Source organism: Klebsiella sp. HMSC16C06, assembly GCF_001808325.1.
Classification (GTDB): domain Bacteria; phylum Pseudomonadota; class Gammaproteobacteria; order Enterobacterales; family Enterobacteriaceae; genus Klebsiella; species Klebsiella variicola.
Genome location: NZ_KV793029.1, coordinates 93,804 through 110,922, shown reverse-complemented (window position 1 = coordinate 110,922; position 17,119 = coordinate 93,804). Strand labels below are relative to the sequence as shown.

Annotated in this window: 13 protein-coding genes; 12 read left to right on the top strand and 1 reads right to left on the bottom strand. The window is 59.6% G+C overall.

Annotated features, from left to right (window positions below; all coding sequences use genetic code 11):
* Window positions 1-13: 13 nt before the first annotated feature.
* The 8 genes from ihfB to HMPREF3142_RS26465 all read left to right on the top strand — a co-directional run bounded on the left by ihfB (window position 14) and on the right by HMPREF3142_RS26465 (window position 8,837).
* The gene (gene ihfB / locus HMPREF3142_RS26500; RefSeq protein ID WP_004100704.1) at window positions 14-301 is read left to right on the top strand and encodes an integration host factor subunit beta; all 288 of its coding nucleotides are present in this window, start codon (window positions 14-16) and stop codon (window positions 299-301) included.
* 205 nt (window positions 302-506) lie between these two features.
* The gene (locus HMPREF3142_RS26495) at window positions 507-2,771 is read left to right on the top strand and encodes a ComEC family protein (RefSeq protein ID WP_064142674.1); all 2,265 of its coding nucleotides are present in this window, start codon (window positions 507-509) and stop codon (window positions 2,769-2,771) included.
* A 36-nt stretch (window positions 2,772-2,807) separates the two neighbouring features.
* Window positions 2,808-4,556, top strand: coding sequence for a lipid A ABC transporter ATP-binding protein/permease MsbA (msbA, locus tag HMPREF3142_RS26490; protein WP_004201387.1), 1,749 nt, complete (start codon window positions 2,808-2,810; stop codon window positions 4,554-4,556).
* Window positions 4,553-5,533 carry a tetraacyldisaccharide 4'-kinase gene (gene lpxK, locus HMPREF3142_RS26485; protein WP_016160566.1) on the top strand — a complete coding sequence of 327 codons (981 nt, stop codon included), beginning with the start codon at window positions 4,553-4,555 and terminating at the stop codon, window positions 5,531-5,533. Before msbA ends, lpxK begins: the two co-directional genes overlap by 4 nt.
* A gap of 54 nt (window positions 5,534-5,587) precedes the next feature.
* Window positions 5,588-6,817 carry a winged helix-turn-helix domain-containing protein gene (locus HMPREF3142_RS26480; RefSeq protein WP_022066088.1) on the top strand — a complete coding sequence of 410 codons (1,230 nt, stop codon included), beginning with the start codon at window positions 5,588-5,590 and terminating at the stop codon, window positions 6,815-6,817.
* Window positions 6,818-6,880: 63 nt separating this feature from the next.
* Window positions 6,881-7,063 carry a protein YcaR gene (gene ycaR / locus HMPREF3142_RS26475; protein WP_012542316.1) on the top strand — a complete coding sequence of 61 codons (183 nt, stop codon included), beginning with the start codon at window positions 6,881-6,883 and terminating at the stop codon, window positions 7,061-7,063.
* Window positions 7,060-7,806, top strand: coding sequence for a 3-deoxy-manno-octulosonate cytidylyltransferase (gene kdsB, locus HMPREF3142_RS26470; RefSeq protein ID WP_012542315.1), 747 nt, complete (start codon window positions 7,060-7,062; stop codon window positions 7,804-7,806). The genes ycaR and kdsB overlap by 4 nt, the downstream gene beginning before the upstream one ends.
* A 137-nt stretch (window positions 7,807-7,943) precedes the next feature.
* On the top strand, window positions 7,944-8,837 hold the full coding sequence (locus HMPREF3142_RS26465) for a YcbJ family phosphotransferase (protein WP_008805863.1): 894 nt from the start codon (window positions 7,944-7,946) through the stop codon (window positions 8,835-8,837).
* Here HMPREF3142_RS26465 and elyC read toward each other — a convergent pair.
* Window positions 8,814-9,593 (bottom strand): envelope biogenesis factor ElyC, encoded by a 780-nt coding sequence (elyC, locus tag HMPREF3142_RS26460; protein WP_008805864.1) that lies wholly within the window; start codon window positions 9,591-9,593, stop codon window positions 8,814-8,816. The genes HMPREF3142_RS26465 and elyC overlap by 24 nt on opposite strands.
* 121 nt (window positions 9,594-9,714) lie before the next feature.
* Between elyC and cmoM the strand changes: the two genes are divergently transcribed.
* Genes cmoM through mukB form a run of 4 tightly spaced genes read left to right on the top strand, consistent with a single transcriptional unit; the run spans window position 9,715 to window position 16,967 of the window.
* Window positions 9,715-10,515 (top strand): tRNA uridine 5-oxyacetic acid(34) methyltransferase CmoM, encoded by an 801-nt coding sequence (cmoM, locus tag HMPREF3142_RS26455; RefSeq protein ID WP_008805865.1) that lies wholly within the window; start codon window positions 9,715-9,717, stop codon window positions 10,513-10,515.
* Window positions 10,512-11,834, top strand: coding sequence for a chromosome partition protein MukF (mukF, locus tag HMPREF3142_RS26450; RefSeq protein ID WP_008805866.1), 1,323 nt, complete (start codon window positions 10,512-10,514; stop codon window positions 11,832-11,834). The genes cmoM and mukF overlap by 4 nt, the downstream gene beginning before the upstream one ends.
* A complete protein-coding gene (gene mukE / locus HMPREF3142_RS26445) occupies window positions 11,815-12,519 on the top strand; it encodes a chromosome partition protein MukE (RefSeq protein ID WP_032735144.1) in 705 nt (234 codons plus the stop codon). Before mukF ends, mukE begins: the two co-directional genes overlap by 20 nt.
* Window positions 12,519-16,967, top strand: a complete 4,449-nt coding sequence (gene mukB / locus HMPREF3142_RS26440) for a chromosome partition protein MukB (protein WP_070612914.1) — start codon at window positions 12,519-12,521, stop codon at window positions 16,965-16,967. The genes mukE and mukB overlap by 1 nt, the downstream gene beginning before the upstream one ends.
* The last annotated feature ends 152 nt before the right edge of the window (window positions 16,968-17,119 follow it).

The window sequence follows — 17,119 nt, the reverse complement described above, 5'->3', positions numbered from 1 at the left end:
AACCGGAGGAATAATGACCAAGTCAGAATTGATTGAAAGACTTGCCAGCCAGCAATCTCACATTCCGGCGAAAGCGGTGGAAGATGCTGTTAAAGAAATGCTGGAACATATGGCCTCAACGCTTGCTCAAGGTGAGCGCATTGAAATCCGCGGTTTCGGCAGCTTCTCTCTGCACTATCGAGCACCTCGCACCGGACGTAACCCGAAAACTGGTGATAAAGTCGAACTGGAAGGTAAGTACGTTCCGCACTTTAAGCCCGGGAAAGAATTACGTGACCGCGCCAATATTTATGAAGAGTAAGTTGCACGACGTGCAACCTGCCTGATGATAAAAAAAGCACCTGCGGGTGCTTTTTTTGTGTCCGCGATTTACCTCCAGCTTCGCAAAAAAACCGTGCCTGACTGCAACAGATACGATTGTCTGGAAGGCGCTACGCACGCCTGAATTCGGCGGCGGGACGCCACCGTCGCTTTGCGTAACACTGCCTGCTCACAGGGAGGTGTTTATGCGTCTACCATGGCTTGCCGGATGCGCCAGCATCGCGATGCTGCCGCTACTCTGGCTACCCGTCTTGCCGGGCCCGCACGTTCTGGCGAGCGCGTGCCTTGCGGCGCTGTTGCTGACCCGCCTGCGCGGAACGGCCATGGCTTGTGTGGCGATGACGCTTCTGCTGATGATCTGGGGAGTATTGAGCGCGCATCAGGCGCTGTGGCCGACCCGGCACCTTACCGGCGCCATCCGGCAGGCGGAAGTGATCCTCAGCGAGACGGATGGCCAGGCCCTGCACCGTGGTCAGATTGTGCGCCTGGCGGGCCACTACCTGTTTCCCCCGGTGGGCGTGACGCTGTACGGGGAACTTACACCTGCGCCCGCCTGTGCGGGTCAGCACTGGTTGATGACGCTGCGCCTGCGCCCGGTGCACGGGCAGCTCAACGACGGGGGCTTCGACAGCCAGCGTTATGCGCTGGCGCAGCACCGGCCGCTGAGCGGGGGGATTGTTGCAGCTTCCGCGCTGGATCCCCGCTGCAGCCTGCGCGCCCGCTACCTGGCGTCGTTGACCCGGCGTCTGGAGCCTTATCCCTGGCGTGCGGTGATGCTGGGATTAGGGATGGGGGAGCGACTGACCCTGCCGACGGCGATTAAGGTCCTGATGCAGAACACGGGCACCTCCCATCTGATGGCCATCTCTGGTCTTCATATCGCCCTCGCGGCTTCCCTTATCGTGCTCCTGCTGCGCGGCGTGCAGTATATTCTCCCGGGCCGCTGGATCGGCTGGCGGTTGCCGCTGCTGGCCGGGCTGGCCGGCGCCGTCTGCTATGCCTGGCTGACCGGCATGCAGCCGCCGGCGCTGCGCACCTGCGTAGGGTTGGGCGTGTGCTGCGCCTTACGCTTGTCGGGCCAACGCTGGACGGCGTGGCAGGTGTGGCTCTGCTGTCTGGGGGCGATACTCGTTACCGACCCGCTGGCGGTGCTGTCGCAAAGCCTGTGGCTATCCGCTTTCGCCGTGGCGGGGCTGATCTTCTGGTTTCAGTGGGTACCGCTGCCTGCCGGCCGCTGGCGCTGGCCATGGAAGACACTGTTCGCCCTCGTTCATTTGCAGGCTGGCGTGACGCTGTTGCTGATGCCGCTCCAGCTCCTGCTCTTCCATGGCGTCAGCCTGACGTCCATGGCCGCCAATTTGCTGGCGGTACCCTTAGTGACCCTGCTGGCGGTGCCGCTTATTCTCGGCGCGATGCTGCTGCATCTCACGGGACCGGGGATGGTGGAGTCGTTGCTCTGGCTGGCGGCCGATCGCGTGCTGGCGCTGCTGTTTTGGGGATTACGACGTTTACCGGACGGCTGGCTGCCGCTGGACGCTCGCTGGCTCTGGATCAGTAGCCTGCCGTGGCTGCTGGTGATGGGCTGGCGTTTTCAGAGCTGGCGGCATTTCCCGGCCCTGTGTCTGAGCGTGCTGTTCCTGCTGATGCGGCCCTTCTGGAGGCCGTTTCCCGCGGACGAATGGCGGGTGACGATGCTGGATGTCGGGCAGGGGCTGGCGATGGTTATCGAACGTCACGGCAAGGCGCTCCTCTATGATACCGGGCCAGCATGGCCGCAGGGCGACAGCGGTCAGCAGGTGATTATCCCGTGGCTGCGCTGGCATCATCTGCAGCTGCAGGGCATTGTGCTAAGCCACGAGCATCTGGATCATCGCGGCGGCCTTAATTCAGTGCTACAGGCATGGCCGCAGGCGTGGGTGCGCAGCCCTTTAGGCTGGGCGCGTCATCTGCCGTGTCATCGCGGCGAGCGCTGGCAATGGCAGGGACTCAACTTCCAGGCCCTGTGGCCGCTGCCGGGCAGCACGGCAAAGGGTAATAATCACTCCTGCGTGGTGCGCATCGATGATGGTCGCTCCAGCATCCTGCTCACCGGCGATATAGAACGTCAGGCGGAGCAGGCGATGATCAGCCGTTACTGGCAGCATCTGACGTCTACACTTATCCAGGTTCCCCACCACGGTAGCAACACCTCCTCCAGCGAATTGCTGGTCCACCGGGTAGAGGGTGCGGCCGCGCTGGCATCCGCTTCGCGCTACAATGCGTGGCGGATGCCCTCGTACAAGGTGGTTCAGCGCTATCGCCAGCGGGGGTATCGCTGGTTCGCCACGCCGCAGCAGGGACAGATAACGGTGGTTTTTTCCGCAGAAGGGTGGCAAATCCATAGCTTACGGGATCAAGTTTTACCACGTTGGTATCATCAGTGGTTTGGCGCGCCCGCCGATAACGGGTAGAATATGCGGCTATTTCAACACAAGCTGGTTTATTGAATGCAGAACGATAAAGATCTCTCCACGTGGCAGACCTTCCGCCGACTTTGGCCGATTATTGCACCGTTTAAAGCCGGGCTAATCGTCGCGGCGGTGGCGTTAGTGCTTAACGCGGGCAGTGACACCTTCATGTTATCGCTTCTTAAACCGTTATTGGATGATGGTTTTGGTAAAACGGATCGCTCAGTGCTGCTATGGATGCCGCTGGTGGTTATCGGGCTGATGGTGCTGCGTGGGATCACCAGCTACATCTCGAGCTATTGTATCTCCTGGGTTTCCGGCAAAGTCGTGATGACCATGCGTCGTCGCCTGTTCGGCCACATGATGGGCATGCCGGTGGCCTTCTTTGACAAGCAGTCTACCGGGACGCTGCTGTCACGCATTACCTATGATTCTGAGCAGGTCGCCTCATCTTCCTCCAGCGCGCTGATCACCGTGGTCCGCGAAGGGGCATCGATTATCGGCCTGTTCGTGATGATGTTCTATTACAGCTGGCAGCTGTCGCTGATCCTGATCGTACTGGCGCCGATCGTGTCGGTAGCAATCCGCGTGGTCTCCAAGCGTTTTCGTAATATCAGTAAGAATATGCAGAACACGATGGGGCAGGTCACCACCAGCGCTGAGCAGATGCTGAAAGGGCATAAAGAGGTGCTGATGTTTGGTGGCCAGGAGGTGGAAACCAAACGTTTTGATAAGGTCAGCAATAAAATGCGTCTGCAGGGGATGAAGATGGTTTCTGCCTCGTCTATCTCCGACCCGATCATTCAGCTTATCGCGTCGCTGGCGCTGGCCTTTGTCCTGTATGCCGCCAGCTTCCCGAGCGTAATGGACACCCTGACCGCCGGGACCATTACCGTGGTCTTCTCCTCAATGATTGCGCTGATGCGCCCGCTGAAGTCGCTGACCAACGTCAATGCCCAGTTCCAGCGTGGGATGGCGGCGTGCCAGACGCTGTTTGCGATCCTCGATTCCGAGCAGGAAAAAGATGAAGGTACGCGGGTCATTGAGCGGGCCAAAGGCAATCTCAAGTTTGAGAACGTCACGTTCACCTATCCGGGCCGCGAAGTGGCCGCGCTGCGCAATATCAATCTCGATATCCCGGAAGGGAAAACCGTCGCGCTGGTGGGGCGCTCAGGGTCGGGTAAATCGACCATTGCCAGCCTGATCACCCGCTTCTACGATGTTGACGACGGCCAGATCCTGCTGGATGGTCACGACCTGCGCGAGTACAAGCTGAGCTCGCTGCGCGACCAGGTGGCACTCGTTTCACAGAACGTGCATCTGTTCAACGATACTGTCGCCAACAACATCGCCTATGCCCGTACCGAAGAGTACAGCCGCGAGCAGATTGAAGAGGCCGCGCGAATGGCCTACGCCATGGATTTCATCAACAAGATGGACAATGGTCTGGATACGATCATTGGTGAAAATGGCGTAATGCTGTCCGGTGGCCAGCGCCAGCGTATTGCTATCGCCCGTGCGCTGCTGCGTAACAGCCCGATCCTGATCCTTGATGAAGCCACCTCGGCGCTGGATACTGAGTCCGAGCGAGCCATTCAGGCGGCGCTGGATGAGCTGCAGAAAAACCGCACCTCGCTGGTTATCGCCCACCGTCTGTCGACCATTGAGCAGGCTGATGAAATTGTGGTGGTTGAAGATGGGCGGATCGTGGAACGCGGAACGCACCACGATCTGCTGGAGCATAAGGGCGTGTACGCCCAGCTGCATAAGATGCAATTCGGCGAATGATCGCGCGCATTTGGTCCGGGGAATCGCCGCTGTGGCGCCTGCTGCTGCCGCTCTCCTGGCTGTATGGCCTGGTGAGCGCGGTGATTCGCCTCAGCTATCAGCTGGGGTGGCAAAAAGCCTGGCGCGCGCCGGTGCCGGTGGTGGTGGTCGGTAACCTGACCGCCGGCGGCAATGGTAAAACGCCGGTGGTGATCTGGCTGGTGGAGCAGCTGCAGCAGCGCGGTATTCGCGTGGGGGTGGTCTCTCGCGGCTACGGCGGTAAAGCCGACCGCTACCCACTGGTATTAACTGACCGGACCAGTACGGCGCAGGCGGGTGATGAGCCGGTGTTAATTCATCAGCGTACCGGCGCGCCGGTGGCGGTTTCTCCGCTGCGCAGCGACGCGGTGAAAGCGCTGCTCAGCGCGCACGATCTGCAGATTATCGTGACCGACGACGGGTTGCAGCACTATAAGCTGGCGCGGGACAGAGAAATTGTCGTTATCGACGGCGTACGCCGCTTTGGCAACGGTTGGTGGCTGCCTGCCGGGCCGATGCGCGAGCGGGCGTCGCGCTTGCAAAGCGTTGATGCGGTTATCGTTAACGGTGGCGTGGCGCGTCCGGGGGAGATCCCGATGCAACTGCGTCCAGGGATGGCGGTTAACCTGCTTACCGGCGAACGTCGCGATGTCTCGACTTTCACGAACGTAGTGGCGATGGCCGGCATCGGCCATCCGCCGCGCTTTTTCGCCACCCTTGAAAGCTGTGGCGTCCAGCCGGTCAAAACCGTGGCGCTGGCAGACCATCAGGCGCTGAGCCAGGCCGATGTCGCCGCCCTGGTAACCACCGGGCAGACGCTGCTGATGACCGAGAAAGACGCGGTGAAATGTCGCGATTTCGCCGCCGCAAACTGGTGGTATTTACCGGTCGACGCCATAATGGCCGATGAACGCGCACAGCGGTTGCTTGCGGACTTAGCGACGTTGGCGCAACGTTAACTGACGCGCCGGCTTTGCTCGCCGCTGTGCTGGAATTCCTGACGGAGAACCTGCATGTCGGTATTGCAATTATCGCTTAACGAGGCGCGCCACCTCCATCTCGCGGCGCAGGGGTTGTTAAAGAAGCCCCGACGTCGCGCTCGCCCGAAAGACATTCTTTCCACCATCCAGCAGATGTCGCTGCTGCAAATCGATACCATCAACGTGGTGGCCCGCAGCCCCTATCTGGTGCTGTTCAGCCGCCTCGGCAGCTATCCGCAGCACTGGCTGGATGAGTCGTTGCGCAGCGGCGAGCTAATGGAATACTGGGCGCATGAAGCCTGCTTTCTACCGCGCAGCGATTTCGCCCTGGTGCGCCATCGCATGTTGAATCCCGACAATATGGGCTGGAAATACCATCGCGCGTGGATGGAGGAGCATGCCGGGAGTATTGCAGAGCTGCTGGCGCATATCGGGCAAAACGGCCCGGTTCGCTCGGCGGATTTTACCCACCCGCGCAAAGGCGCCAGCGGCTGGTGGGAGTGGAAACCGCATAAGCGCCATCTGGAAGGGCTGTTTACCGCCGGCGAAGTGATGGTGGTGGAACGACGCAATTTTCACCGCGTGTATGATTTAACCCGGCGGGTGATGCCGGACTGGGATGACGAACGCGACGCGCTGTCCCGCGAAGACGCAGAGGCCATCATGCTGCGCAACAGCGCCCGCAGCCTCGGTATCTTTCGTCCCCAGTGGTTGGCCGATTACTATCGCTTGCGCCAGCCGTCGCTACCGGGTCTGCTGGCTGCCTGGCAGGAAGAGGGCCTGGTGGTGCCGGTTAACGTGGAAGCACTCGGCGAGATGTGGTTGCATCGCGACGCGCTGGCGCAGCTTGAGTCAGCGCCTGGTGGTAAGCTGATCGCCAGCCATAGCGCCGTGCTCTCTCCTTTTGACCCGGTGGTCTGGGATCGGAAACGCGCGGAGCAACTCTTCAACTTCAGCTATCGCCTGGAGTGCTATACCCCAGCGCCGAAGCGGCAGTATGGCTACTTCGTACTGCCCCTGCTGCACCAGGGAAAACTGGTTGGGCGGATGGACAGTAAAATACATCGCAAAAGCCAGGAGCTGGAGATCTTCTCTCTGTGGCTGGAGGAGGGTGTGAAGATCACCCGTGGCCTTGAGCAGGGGCTGCGCCGGGCGATTAACGACTTCGCGCGCTGGCAATCGGCGGAGCGGATCCTGTGCCGAGGCTTGCCGGAAGGGCTGTTTGTCGGCCAGGAGCAGGGGTGGGAAATCAACGCCGATTGATCCCGGCGCCGACCTTCCTGTGATATGCTGCTGTGAAATCTATCCGGTCCATCAGGAGGAAACATGGATCACCGTTTACTTGAAATCATCGCCTGCCCGGTCTGTAACGGTAAGCTGTATTACAGTCAGGATAAGCAAGAACTTATTTGCAAACTTGATAGTCTGGCGTTTCCGCTGCGCGATGGTATTCCTGTGCTGCTGGAGACAGAGGCCCGAGCGCTGACGGTTGAAGAGAGTCACTCATGAGTTTCGTGGTTATTATTCCTGCGCGTTTCGCCTCTACGCGCCTGCCGGGAAAACCACTGCAGGACATTAACGGCAAACCGATGATTGTCCACGTGCTGGAGCGCGCGCGCGAATCCGGCGCGGATCGCATTATTGTCGCCACCGATCATCCGGACGTGGCCAGCGCCGTTGAAGCGGCGGGTGGTGAAGTGTGCATGACCCGCGCCGATCACCAGTCCGGCACTGAACGGCTGGCGGAAGTGGTGGAGAAGTGCGCATTCAGCGATGACACTATCATCGTCAATATTCAGGGCGATGAGCCGATGATCCCCCCGGCGATCGTCCGCCAGGTGGCGGAGAATCTGGCGTCCAGCAGCAGTGGAATGGCGACGCTGGCGGTACCGATCCACGATGCGGAAGAGGCGTTTAATCCAAATGCGGTGAAAGTGGTGATGGATGCGCAAGGTTATGCGCTTTATTTCTCCCGTGCCACCATACCCTGGGATCGCGATCGCTTTGCCCACTCCCGCGAGACCATCGGTGATTCCCTGCTGCGTCACATCGGCATTTATGGCTACCGCGCTGGCTTTATTCGCCGCTATGTCAGCTGGGCGCCGAGCCCGCTGGAGCAGATTGAAATGCTCGAGCAGCTGCGGGTGCTGTGGTATGGCGAGAAAATCCATGTTGCCGTGGCGGCAGAAGTGCCCGGCACCGGTGTGGATACCCCGGAAGATCTGGAGCGCGTCCGCGCTGAACTGCGTTAATCCCCTGTCCCCTCCTTGCAGGGGGGGATATCCCCGCCGGTTTTTCGCTTTTTTTGTCCCTTTTTGATCTTATTCGATGACAACCCAGGTGCGGGCGCTCATTATGAAACCAGTAGTGTTCATAGGGGTAATCGACAATGGAACAGTTGCGAACCGAACTCAGTCACCTGCTTGGCGAAAAGCTGAGCCGGGTGGAGTGTGTCAGTGAAAAACCCGCTACGGCGCTGTGGTCCCTGTACGACGCGCAGGGAAACCCGATGCCGCTGCTGGCGCGCAGTTTCACCACGCCCGGTGTGGCGCGGCAACTGGCATGGAAGATCTCCACCCTTGCGCGCAGTGGTACAGTGCGCATGCCGGTGGTTTACGGCGTGATGACGCATGAAGAGCATCCCGGGCCGGATGTGCTGCTGCTTGAGCGCTTGCGCGGCGTTCCGGTGGAGGCCCCCACGCGCACACCTGCGCGCTGGGAGCAACTGCAGGAGCAAATCGTCGAGGCGCTGCTCGCCTGGCATCGTCAGGACAGCGGCGGCTGCGTAGGAATGGTCGATAATACCCAGGACAATCTGTGGTCGAACTGGTACCGCCAGCGGGTAGAGATGCTGTGGAGCACCCTGAACCTGTATCAGGATACCGGCCTGACGATGCAGGATAAGCGTATTTTGTTCCGCTCCCGCGAGTGCCTTCCGGAGCTGTTTCGCGATTTCAATGACAATGCCGTGCTGGTGCACGGTAATTTCACCTTGCGCAGTATGCTGAAAGACCCACGCAGCGATCAGCTGCTGGCGATGGTGGGCCCGGGGATGATGCTGTGGGCGCCACGCGAGTATGAACTGTTCCGCCTTGCAGAAGGCGGCCAGGCGGAACAGTTGCTGTGGCGCTACCTGCAGCAGGCGCCAGTTTCCGAGGCCTTTGTCTGGCGGCGCTGGCTCTATCTGCTGTGGGATGAGGTGGATAATCTGGTCAATACCGGGCGCTTTGACCGCGCCCGTTTCGACCTCGCGACAAAATCACTCCTGCCCTGGCTCGCCTGAGCCACCTTTCAGCCATTGCCAGACGCGACCGAGGGTTTCATAGCCGACCCGGTCGCTGTGCATCAGCCATACCGGGGAGGGGATGGCTCGTTCCCACGGATTAAGCGGCGAGGTCACCGCTAACTGATTTGCCGGCGCGGGCAGGGGATCCAGACCGGCATGACGAAAGAAAATCATCGCCCGTGGCAGGTGGGACGCCGAAGTGACCAGCAGGAAGGGCGCATCGCCGATGGCGCGCTTCACCGCCTGCGCTTCCTCTTCCGTATCTTTCGGCCGATCGAGCACGATGATATCGCTGCGCGGTACGCCGAGGCTCTCCGCGACTCTCGCCCCGGCCTCCGCCGTGCTGACGGGGTTGGTTTTTGCCGCCGCGCCGGTAAAGATCATTTTCGATCCGGGATTCGCCTGCCACAGGCGAATGCCCTCCGTCAGGCGCGGCAGGCTGTTATTGATAAGATTAGAGCTTGGCGCCCACTCCGGATTCCAGGTATAGCCGCCGCCCAACACCACCACGTAGCTCACCGGCTGCTCGCCGCGCCAGGTGGGGTAGCTATCTTCAATCGGTTTCAACAGGCTGTCGGCCACCGGTTGCAGGCTCAGCAGCGCCAGCAGCAGCCAGCCGAGGCTCACGCATAGCTTGCCGGTACGTTGAAAGCGGCTGAACCATAACAGCGCGATCCCGATCCCGATCAGCAACAGCAGGGCGGGAAGCGGCAACAGCAGACCGCCGACGATCTTTTTTAGCGTGAAAAGCATGCCAGATGGTTCCTTTTTTAACCATATAACCAAAGTTATGTTCGGATCTTATAACAGATCGCTTCATTCTCGGCGTGGGTATGACAAAATAGCGGTTTTGTGTTGGCTTGTGGAGTCGCCCGTGCAGGATCGCAATTTCGATGACATTGCTGAAAAGTTTTCGCGCAATATTTACGGCACCACAAAAGGTCAGCTGCGCCAGGCGATCCTCTGGCAGGATCTGGAACCGCTGCTGGCGCAGCTGGGGCCGGGACCGCTGAGGGTGCTGGATGCCGGCGGCGGCGAAGGGCAAACGGCCATTAAAGTGGCGCAACTGGGTCATCAGGTGACGCTGTGCGATCTCTCCGCTGAAATGGTGGCGCGCGCCCGCCAGGCGGCCGTCGATAAAGGTGTGATCGACAACATGCATTTTGTACAATGCGCGGCTCAGGATATTGCGCAGCATTTGGAAAGCCCGGTTGATCTGGTACTGTTTCATGCGGTGCTGGAGTGGGTGGCGGAGCCCCAGGAGGTGCTGCGTACGCTGTGGTCGACACTGCGTCCTGGCGGTGGGCTGTCGTTGATGTTCTACAATGCTAACGGCCTGCTGATGCACAATATGGTGGCCGGTAATTTCGATTACGTACAATTGGGCATGCCAAAAAAGAAAAAACGCACGCTGTCGCCGGATTATCCGCGTGAGCCGCAGCAGGTTTATCACTGGCTGGAAGAGATTGGCTGGCAGATTGTCAGCAAAACCGGCGTGCGGGTGTTTCATGATTATCTGCGTGAAAAACGCCAACAGCATGACAGCTATGCGGCGCTGCTGGAGCTGGAAACGCGCTACTGTCGTCAGGAGCCGTATCTCAGCCTGGGCCGTTATATTCATGTCACCGCGCTTAAGAGCCAGGCTCATAGCCGCAGATGCAAGGATAAAGTATGAGTGAATTTTCCCAGACAGTCCCCGAACTGGTTGCCTGGGCCAGGAAAAATGATTTTTCTATCTCGCTGCCGGTCGACAGACTCTCTTTTCTGCTGGCGGTCGCCACGCTGAACGGCGAACGGCTGGAAGGGGAAATGAGCGAGGGAGAACTGGTGGATGCGTTCCGCCACGTCAGTGATGCGTTTGAGCAGACCAGCGAAACCATCAGCCAGCGCGCCAATAATGCGATCAACGATTTGGTGCGCCAGCGTCTGCTGAACCGCTTTACCAGCGAAATTACCGAAGGCAATGCGATCTATCGCCTGACGCCGTTGGGGATCGGGATCACCGATTACTATATCCGTCAGCGTGAATTCTCGACGCTGCGTCTCTCGATGCAGCTGTCGATCGTCGCTGGCGAGCTGAAGCGTGCGGCGGATGCGGCAGAAGAGGGCGGGGATGAGTTCCACTGGCATCGCAATGTTTTCGCTCCGCTGAAATATTCCGTGGCGGAAATTTTCGACAGCATCGACCTGACGCAGCGCATTATGGATGAGCAGCAGCAGCTGGTGAAAGACGATATCGCACAGTTGTTAAATAAAGACTGGCGCGCGGCGATTTCCAGCTGTGAACTGCTGCTGTCGGAAACCTCTGGCACCCTGCGCGAACTGCAGGATACGCTGGATGCGGCGGGGGATAAACTGCAGGCGAATCTGCTGCGCATTCAGGATTCGACCATGGCGCGCGACGATTTGCATTTTGTCGACCGGCTGGTATTCGACCTGCAAAGCAAACTCGACCGCATCGTCAGCTGGGGTCAGCAGGCGATTGACCTGTGGATCGGCTACGACCGCCATGTGCATAAGTTTATCCGTACCGCTATCGATATGGATAAGAACCGCGTCTTCGCCCAGCGTCTGCGCCAGTCGGTACAGACCTATTTTGATGAACCGTGGGCGCTGACTTACGCCAACGCCGACCGTCTGCTGGATATGCGCGATGAAGAGATGGCGTTGCGCGATGAAGAGGTCACCGGCGAACTGCCGGCGGATCTCGAATTTGAAGAGTTTAACGAAATTCGCGAGCAGCTGGCGGCGCTGATCGAAGCGCAGCTGGCGGTCTATAAAGAGAAGGGAATACCGCTGGACCTCGGCCTGGTGGCGCGGGAGTTCCTGGCGCAGTATCCGCGCGGACGTCACTTCGACGTGGCGCGGATCGTCGTGGATCAGGCGGTACAGCTGGGCGTCGCCCAGGCAGATTTCACCGGACTGCCGGCAAAATGGCAGCCGATTAATGATTACGGAGCCAAGGTACAGGCGCATGTCATTGACAAATATTGAACAAGTGATGCCGGTTAAGCTGGCGCAGGCGTTGGCCAATCCGTTATTTCCGGCGCTGGACAGCGCCCTGCGCGCGGGCCGTCATATCGGTCTCGACGAGCTGGATAATCACGCATTTTTGATGGATTTCCAGGATTACCTGGAAGAATTTTACGCTCGCTATAACGTCGAGTTGATCCGCGCACCGGAAGGGTTCTTCTATCTGCGCCCGCGCTCCACCACGCTGATTTCGCGCTCGGTGCTGTCGGAGCTGGATATGATGGTGGGCAAAATTCTTTGCTATCTCTATCTCAGCCCGGAGCGCCTGGCAAACGAAGGGATTTTCACCCAGCAGGAGCTCTATGACGAACTGCTGACCCTGGCGGATGAAGCCAGGCTGCTGAAGCTGGTGAACAATCGTTCCACCGGTTCGGATCTGGACCGCCAGAAGCTGCAGGAAAAAATGCGCGCGTCGCTAAACCGCCTGCGCCGTCTGGGGATGGTGTGGTTTATGGGCCATGACAGCAGCAAGTTTCGCATTACCGAATCGGTATTCCGCTTTGGCGCCGATGTGCGCGCCGGCGACGACCCGCGCGAGGCGCAGCGCCGCCTGATCCGCGACGGGGAAGCAATGGCTCTGGAAAATCACCTGCAGCTCAATGATGAGAATGAAGAAAACCAGCCGGATAGCGGGGAGGAAGAGTAATGATTGAACGCGGTAAGTTTCGCTCGCTAACGCTGGTTAACTGGAACGGTTTCTTTGCCCGGACCTTTGATCTTGATGAACTGGTGACCACCCTCTCCGGGGGGAACGGCGCGGGTAAGTCCACGACCATGGCGGCTTTCGTCACGGCGCTGATCCCGGATTTAACCCTGCTGCACTTCCGTAACACCACTGAAGCGGGGGCCACCAGCGGCTCACGCGATAAAGGCCTGCATGGTAAGCTGCGCGCCGGGGTGTGTTACTCGGTACTCGATGTGATCAACTCCCGCCACCAGCGCGTGGTGGTCGGCGTGCGCCTACAACAGGTCGCCGGACGCGATCGTAAAGTCGATATTAAGCCGTTCGCCATTCAGGGACTGCCGACCTCTATCCTGCCGACCCAGCTGTTGACCGAAACGCTGAACGATCGTCAGGCGCGCGTGGTCAGTCTCAATGAGCTGAAAGACAAACTCGAGGCGATGGAAGGCGTCCAGTTTAAACAGTTCAACTCGATCACCGAATATCACTCGCTAATGTTCGATCTGGGCGTGGTGGCGCGTCGTCTGCGTTCCGCCTCCGATCGTAGCAAATACTACCGCCTGATTGAGGCCTCGCTGTACGGCGGGATCTCCAGCACCATTACCCGCTCGCTGCGCGACTACCTGCTGCCGGAAAACAGCGGCGTGCGTAAAGCGTTCCAGGATATGGAAGCGGCGCTGCGGGAAAACCGCATGACGCTGGAAGCCATTCGCGTAACCCAGTCTGACCGCGATCTGTTTAAACACCTGATCAGCGAAGCCACCAACTACGTGGCGGCGGACTATATGCGTCACGCCAACGAGCGGCGCATTCACCTGGATAAGGCGCTGGAGTATCGTCGCGATCTCTTTACCTCGCGTTCGCAGTTGGCGGCCGAGCAGTATAAGCACGTCGAGATGGCGCGCGAGCTGCAGGAGCACAACGGCGCGGAGGGCGATCTGGAAGCCGATTACCAGGCCGCCAGCGATCACCTGAACCTGGTGCAGACCGCCCTGCGTCAGCAGGAAAAAATTGAGCGCTACGAAGCGGATCTCGATGAGCTGCAGATCCGTCTGGAAGAGCAGAATGAAGTGGTGGCGGAAGCCACCGACCAGCAGGAAGAGAACGAAGCCCGCGCCGAAGCCGCCGAACTGGAAGTGGATGAGCTGAAAAACCAGCTCGCCGACTATCAGCAGGCGCTCGACGTCCAGCAGACCCGCGCCATTCAGTATAACCAGGCGCTGCAGGCGCTGGAGCGCGCGAAGGCGCTGTGCCATCTGCCGGATCTGACGCCAGAGAGCGCCGACGAGTGGCTGGAAACCTTCCAGGCGAAAGAGCAGGAAGCGACGGAGAAAATGCTGTCGCTGGAACAGAAAATGAGCGTGGCGCAAACCGCGCACAGCCAGTTCGAACAGGCGTACCAGCTGGTGGCGGCGATTAACGGCCCGCTGGCGCGTAATGAAGCCTGGGACGTGGCGCGCGAATTGCTGCGCGACGGCGTTAACCAGCGCCATCAGGCCGAGCAGGCGCAGGGGCTGCGCAGCCGTCTCAACGAGCTGGAACAGCGTCTGCGCGAGCAGCAGGACGCCGAGCGTCAGCTGGCTGAGTTCTGCAAACGCCAGGGCAAACGCTACGATATCGACGATCTGGAAACGCTGCATCAGGAGCTGGAAGCGCGCATCGCGTCGCTGGCCGACAGCGTCTCTAACGCTCAGGAACAGCGCATGACCCTGCGTCAGGAGCTGGAGCAACTGCAGTCGCGCACCCAGACGCTGATGCGCCGGGCGCCGATCTGGCTGGCGGCGCAGAACAGTCTCAACCAGCTGTGCGAGCAGAGCGGCGAACAGTTTGAGTCCGGCCAGGAGGTCACCGAATACCTGCAGCAGCTGCTGGAGCGTGAGCGTGAGGCTATCGTTGAACGTGACGAGGTCGGCGCCCGCAAGCGTGCCATCGACGAAGAGATCGAGCGACTCAGTCAGCCGGGCGGCTCTGAAGACCCGCGTCTGAACGCGCTGGCGGAGCGCTTTGGCGGCGTCCTGTTGTCGGAAATTTATGACGACGTTAGCCTCGAAGATGCGCCGTACTTCTCCGCGCTGTATGGCCCATCGCGCCATGCGATCGTGGTGCCGGATCTGTCGCAGGTGGCGGAGCAGCTCGAAGGGCTGGAAGATTGTCCGGAAGACCTGTATCTGATCGAAGGCGATCCGCAGGCCTTCGACGACAGCGTGTTCAGCGTTGACGAGCTGGAAAAAGCGGTGGTGGTGAAGATTGCCGACCGCCAGTGGCGTTATTCACGTTTCCCAACGCTGCCGCTGTTTGGTCGCGCGGCGCGCGAAAATCGCATCGAAACACTGCATGCTGAGCGTGAGAGTCTCTCCGAGCGTTTCGCGACCCTGTCGTTCGACGTGCAGAAAACCCAGCGACTTCACCAGGCTTTCAGCCGCTTCATTGGCAGCCATCTGGCGGTGGCTTTCGAGGACGATCCGGAAGAAGAGATCCGCAAGCTTAACAGCCGCCGCGGCGAGCTGGAGCGTGCGCTGAACGCCCATGAGAGCGATAACCAACAGAACCGCGTGCAGTATGAGCAGGCGAAAGAGGGCGTGTCGGCGCTCAACCGCCTGCTGCCGCGCCTGAACCTGCTGTCGGATGATACGCTGGCTGACCGCGTGGACGAGATCCAGGAACGTCTGGACGAAGCGCAGGAGGCAGTGCGCTTTATTCAGCAGCATGGCAATCAGCTGGCGAAGCTGGAGCCGATCGTCTCGGTATTGCAGAGCGATCCGGAGCAGTTTGAGCAGCTGAAAGAAGATTACGCCTATGCGCAGCAAACCCAGCGCGATGCGCGTCAGCAGGCCTTTGCGCTGGCGGAAGTCGTGCAGCGCCGGGCCCACTTCAGCTACTCCGATTCGGCGGAGATGCTCAGTGGCAACAGCGATCTCAACGAGAAGCTGCGCCAGCGTCTGCAACAAGCGGAATCTGAGCGTAGCCGCGCGCGCGAAGCGATGCGTAGCCACGTTGCGCAGTTGAACCAGTACAACCAGGTGCTGGCGTCGCTGAAGAGCTCGTATGACACCAAAAAAGAGCTGCTCAACGATCTGTATAAAGAGCTGCAGGATATCGGCGTGCGCGCCGATGCCGGGGCGGAAGAGCGCGCGCGTCAGCGTCGTGACGAGCTGCACACGCAGCTGAGCAACAACCGCTCCCGTCGCAATCAGCTGGAAAAAGCGTTGACCTTCTGCGAAGCGGAAATGGACAACCTGACCCGTAAACTGCGCAAGCTGGAACGCGATTACTGCGAAATGCGTGAGCAGGTTGTCAGCGCCAAGGCGGGCTGGTGCGCGGTGATGCGTCTGGTGAAAGACAACGGCGTCGAACGTCGTCTGCATCGCCGCGAGCTGGCCTATCTCTCTGCTGACGAACTGCGTTCGATGTCGGATAAGGCGCTCGGTGCGCTGCGTCTGGCGGTTGCCGATAACGAACATCTGCGCGACGTGCTGCGTATATCGGAAGATCCGAAACGTCCGGAGCGCAAAATCCAGTTCTTCGTCGCCGTCTATCAGCATCTGCGTGAGCGTATCCGTCAGGATATTATTCGTACCGATGACCCGGTGGAAGCGATCGAGCAGATGGAGATCGAGCTCAGTCGTCTGACCGAAGAGCTGACCAACCGCGAACAGAAGCTGGCGATCAGTTCCCGCAGCGTGGCGAACATTATTCGCAAAACCATTCAGCGTGAGCAGAACCGTATCCGGATGCTCAACCAGGGACTGCAGAGCGTCTCGTTCGGCCAGGTCAACAGCGTGCGTCTGAACGTTAACGTGCGTGAGACCCACTCGACGCTGCTGGATGTCCTGTCTGAACAGCATGAGCAGCATCAGGATCTGTTTAACAGCAATCGCCTGACCTTCTCGGAAGCGCTGGCCAAGCTGTATCAGCGCCTGAACCCGCAGATCGACATGGGGCAGCGCACGCCGCAAACCATCGGCGAAGAGCTACTCGACTACCGCAACTATCTGGAGATGGAAGTGGAAGTTAACCGCGGCTCCGACGGCTGGCTGCGCGCGGAGTCCGGCGCGCTGTCGACCGGGGAAGCGATCGGTACCGGGATGTCGATTCTGGTAATGGTGGTGCAGAGCTGGGAAGATGAGTCTCGTCGCCTGCGCGGCAAGGATATCTCGCCTTGCCGTCTGCTGTTCCTCGATGAAGCGGCGCGTCTCGACGCCCGCTCCATCGCCACGTTGTTCGAGCTGTGCGAACGTCTGGAGATGCAGCTGATTATCGCGGCGCCGGAAAATATCAGCCCGGAAAAAGGCACGACCTATAAACTGGTGCGTAAAGTGTTTAATAATCACGAACACGTACACGTTGTCGGCCTGCGCGGTTTTGCCGCGCCGGTACCGGAAGCACTGCCGGGAACGGCCGACGCCTCCTGAGGCTGCGGCTACATTCTGGCGGCTAAGCGCTGAAAAGGGCAACGTTAAGTTGCCCTTTTTGCTATCCAGCCTGGTATGCCTGGGTGGTATAATCTTTAAGCTTCTTTACATTAGGTAAGGCAAAAGCCTTTCCGTCTTTATATACTGTGATA

Coding starts and splice junctions, on each gene's coding strand:
- mukF (WP_008805866.1), top strand. CDS start 10,512: ATGAGTGAATTTTCCCAGACAGTCCCCGAACTGGTTGCCTGGGCCAGG.
- mukB (WP_070612914.1), top strand. CDS start 12,519: ATGATTGAACGCGGTAAGTTTCGCTCGCTAACGCTGGTTAACTGGAAC.
- elyC (WP_008805864.1), bottom strand. CDS start 9,593: ATGCTTTTCACGCTAAAAAAGATCGTCGGCGGTCTGCTGTTGCCGCTT.
- msbA (WP_004201387.1), top strand. CDS start 2,808: ATGCAGAACGATAAAGATCTCTCCACGTGGCAGACCTTCCGCCGACTT.
- HMPREF3142_RS26480 (WP_022066088.1), top strand. CDS start 5,588: ATGTCGGTATTGCAATTATCGCTTAACGAGGCGCGCCACCTCCATCTC.
- HMPREF3142_RS26495 (WP_064142674.1), top strand. CDS start 507: ATGCGTCTACCATGGCTTGCCGGATGCGCCAGCATCGCGATGCTGCCG.
- HMPREF3142_RS26465 (WP_008805863.1), top strand. CDS start 7,944: ATGGAACAGTTGCGAACCGAACTCAGTCACCTGCTTGGCGAAAAGCTG.
- ihfB (WP_004100704.1), top strand. CDS start 14: ATGACCAAGTCAGAATTGATTGAAAGACTTGCCAGCCAGCAATCTCAC.
- mukE (WP_032735144.1), top strand. CDS start 11,815: ATGTCATTGACAAATATTGAACAAGTGATGCCGGTTAAGCTGGCGCAG.
- kdsB (WP_012542315.1), top strand. CDS start 7,060: ATGAGTTTCGTGGTTATTATTCCTGCGCGTTTCGCCTCTACGCGCCTG.
- lpxK (WP_016160566.1), top strand. CDS start 4,553: ATGATCGCGCGCATTTGGTCCGGGGAATCGCCGCTGTGGCGCCTGCTG.
- ycaR (WP_012542316.1), top strand. CDS start 6,881: ATGGATCACCGTTTACTTGAAATCATCGCCTGCCCGGTCTGTAACGGT.